The 3,228-nt window shown below is 73.5% G+C and carries 3 protein-coding genes; all 3 read right to left on the reverse strand.

The features are described from left to right. Window positions 1–1,406 (reverse strand): hypothetical protein (locus tag P3H78_RS32985; protein ID WP_276112854.1); only part of this gene is annotated, 1,406 nt, incomplete at its 3' end. Between the two features lie 21 nt (window positions 1,407–1,427). After that, on the reverse strand, window positions 1,428–2,102 hold the full coding sequence (locus P3H78_RS32990) for a hypothetical protein (RefSeq protein WP_276112855.1): 675 nt from the start codon (window positions 2,100–2,102) through the stop codon (window positions 1,428–1,430). A gap of 93 nt (window positions 2,103–2,195) precedes the next feature. Then, window positions 2,196–3,200 (reverse strand): Gfo/Idh/MocA family protein, encoded by a 1,005-nt coding sequence (locus tag P3H78_RS32995; RefSeq protein ID WP_276112856.1) that lies wholly within the window; start codon window positions 3,198–3,200, stop codon window positions 2,196–2,198. Window positions 3,201–3,228 lie beyond the last annotated feature (28 nt).

A 3,228-nucleotide genomic window follows, 5' to 3' on the forward strand; every position in this document is an offset into this window, starting at 1 on the left:
CCTCGGAGAGACGGGGGCGGTCCGGCGGCGGAGGCCGCGCCGACCAGGACGGGGCTCGCGGACGGGCTGGCCGGCCGCGGGGGCGGCGGCGGGCCGGGGAACGCCGCGCGGCCCAGGGCGGTGCCGCGCAGGTCGGCCAGGCGCGGGACGGGAAGGAGGTTGAGCTCTTCGGTGGGGTGCAGCAGTCCGCGCTCGCAGGTCTCGGCCACCCACGCCGTGCACGAGGCGCGGGGGAAGGCGAGGTTGAGGCCGATCTCGCCCTTGGGCAGCACCCCGTTGAAGGGGACGGCGATGTTCTGGCTGTTCCAGTACGCGTACACGGACGTGGCCTTGGCCTGCTCGAACACTGGGAAGAGTGCCGGGTAGCGGGGCAGCGTGCGCATCTCGCGGAAGACGAGCTGCCCGGCCAGGTACGGCGCCATGACGGTCAGGGTGTCGAAGTCGGCGCCCGCGTACCGGAAGGACACCGCGCCCGCGTCCCGGTCGGGGCCGAGCGCGGCGCAGGCGAACAGGTGCGGCAGGCGCCGGCGTACGTAGGCGTCGGCGCCCAGAGCGAGCGCGGGGTCGATCCGCTCGATCAGCTCGGTGAGTTGCGCGCGGTCGGGATTGAACAGGGCCAGGTCGAACAGGCGCCCCATCGTGGCGACGGCGGCGAACGCGAGCTCCTTGTAGAGGCGGTTGTTCATCTCCCCCGCCAGTGCGTACGCCTTGGTCTCGGGGCTGGTGGAGTACAGCAGGAGGTACTCCGACAGGACCTCGAAGTACAGGTAGCCCAGGAACGGCATGCGCGGGACGGCCTGGGCCAGCTGGTGGAAGAACGCGGTCGTGGACGCGGTGCGCTCACCGCGGGCGTCGGCGAGCAGCAGGTCCAGGAAGCCGGCCGCCTCGCGCACCCGGGCCACGGCGCTCTGTCGGAGGTGCTCGTCCTCCCCCGCGGTCAGGAAGACGCGGTAGTCGAGGTAGGTGTCCAGGTGGATGCCGCCGAGGCGCAGGTAGTTAAGGCCCTTGGCCGGCGCGGGCGCCTCGGGGCGGACCTCGAAGACCAGGGTTCTGGTCTCGGGTTTGGTCCGCAGCAGGTAGGAGCCGAGGTTGTGCGGGCGCAGCCCCTCGGCGGTGACGGTCAGCGGGGCGCAGTACAGGGCGCCGACCAGGCAGCCGCCGGAGCCGTGGAGCTCGCCGGTGGCTCGGATGGCGTCCAGGTACGGGGTGGTGTGCATCAGGTGGACGGGCCGCCCGCTGGTGAGGGAGGCGAGCATCTGGTTGCCGGCGGGGTCCAGCAGGTGTCCGTTGGGGGCCCCGCGGTGGAGGGTGAGCCAGTCGTCGGTGCTCTCGGCGAGCCCGGTCGGCCCGGGCGGGGCGGTGTGGGCGGAGTAGTCGGTGTGGACGGCGTCCCAGGCGGCGTGCACGAGGGTCGTCCCCCTTCTCTTCTAGCGGGTCAGGGTGGTCACGGCGTGGGTGAGCGCGTCGCGGTGTCCGGCGCCGTGAAGGCGGGCCCGCTCGGAGTGGACGACCAGGCTGTGCGCGAGCGACAGCATCCCGTCGGGGACCGTCACGCGCAGGTGGGTGAGGTCGGGCCACCAGCGCGTAAGCGGCAGGCGGTAGCGGTCCAGGCAGTCGGCGGCCTTGAGCAGGTCGGTCAGGTGCGGGGCCCGCTGATAGGCGGTGTGCTGGTCCGGGCTGAAGGCGTCGTAGGGCAGGTTGTGCACGGCGATCGCCGAGGCCGCCTCCTCGCGCAGCGCCCCAGGGACGTCCTGGCCGAGGACGGCGAGGACGTCCTCGGCGTGCTCGGCGAACCAGTCGGCCCCGCGGCGGCCGTGCTCGGGGTCGGTCCGGTCGTTGTGGCGACGGCAGTCGTGGAGGGCCGCCGCAGTGCACAGCGCGGCGGTGTGCGGCCCGTCAAGGTCGTGGACGCGGGCGAGGAGGAAGGCGAGGACGCTGGTGCGGGCGCAGTGGCTGATGCCGTGCAGGCCCTCGGCCTGCTCCGGGCGGGCGAACCAGGCCGGGTCGGGGACCAGCACGGCGATGTCTTCCGCCGCGACGTGCGGGAGGTCGGCCGCCGGCGGCGGATTTCCCGCGATCCAGTCGAGGGTGACGGCGTCCATCCTCTGGTGATCCGGCAGCATCCGGCCGATGGCCAACTCACGCAAAGTGACGTCGGGTTGAGCGGGCACAGCTCTCCCTTCCGGGGCGGGCGGTCAGGTGAGAGCGAGTTCGCGGGCGGCCACCGCGGTGGTACGGCCGCTGGCCGCCGCCGTCAGCAGTGCCTCGGTCGCGGTCACGGCGTGCGCGCCCTCGGCCAGGGTCACCAGGCCGCGAGAGCCGGCCCCGAGGAGGGCGTCACGCATCAGCTTGTGCTCGACGGTGAACGGGGGCTCCTGCTCGGGCAGCGTGATCAGGCGTGCCTTGCCGCTCTGGACGCCCGGGAAGGAGTCGGCCGGGGCCGGGGCGGCGGTGTTGGGGTGGTGGGTGAGGGTGCCCGCGACGGTGTCGGCGGTCAGGACCCCGGCCGCGGTGTGGACCTGGACCTGACGGTGCTTGAACGGGGTGATCCAGTCGGCGTGGTGGTGGGCGAGGACCCCGCCGCGCAGGACCGTGGTGGCGGTGGCCGTGTCCTCGTTCGGGCCTGCCAGGGTGCGGGTGGCGGCGGTCACCGACTCGATCGGCGCCCCGGCGAGCCAGGAGACCAAGTCGATGTCGTGGACCAGCAGGTCCAGGGCGACGCCGACGTCGAGGATGCGGCCGGAGTAGGGGCCCTGGCGCCGGGTCTCCAGCTGCCACAGCTCGCCGAAGTCCCCGCCGTGAAGAAGCCGGGACAGCTCCGCGAGCGGCGCCTGGTGGCGTTCGGTGTGCCCGACGGCGGCGAAGGTCCCGGTACGGGCGAACGCGTCGTGGATCCGGCGGGCTGCCGCGCCGGTGGGCGCCAGCGGCTTCTCGATCAGCGCGGGCACACCGGCCGCCGCGAGGAGGAGGGCGTAGTGCTCGTGGGTCGCGCTCGGAGTGGCGATGACGCAGTAGTCCAGCTGAAGGCGCAGCATCTCCTGCACGTCGCCGTACAGAGGGGTGTCGGGGAAGGCGGTGTGCTTGGCGGGGTCGAGGTCGCTGACGGCGACCAGGTCGATGCCGGGCAGGGCGGCCATGGTGCGGGCGTGGACGGTGCCCGCCCAGCCCAGGCCCACCACACCGGTACGCAGCTTCGTCACGGGCTCTCTCCTTCAGATCCGGGGGCGG

This window comes from Streptomyces tropicalis, assembly GCF_029269835.1.
Lineage (GTDB): Bacteria > Actinomycetota > Actinomycetes > Streptomycetales > Streptomycetaceae > Streptomyces > Streptomyces tropicalis.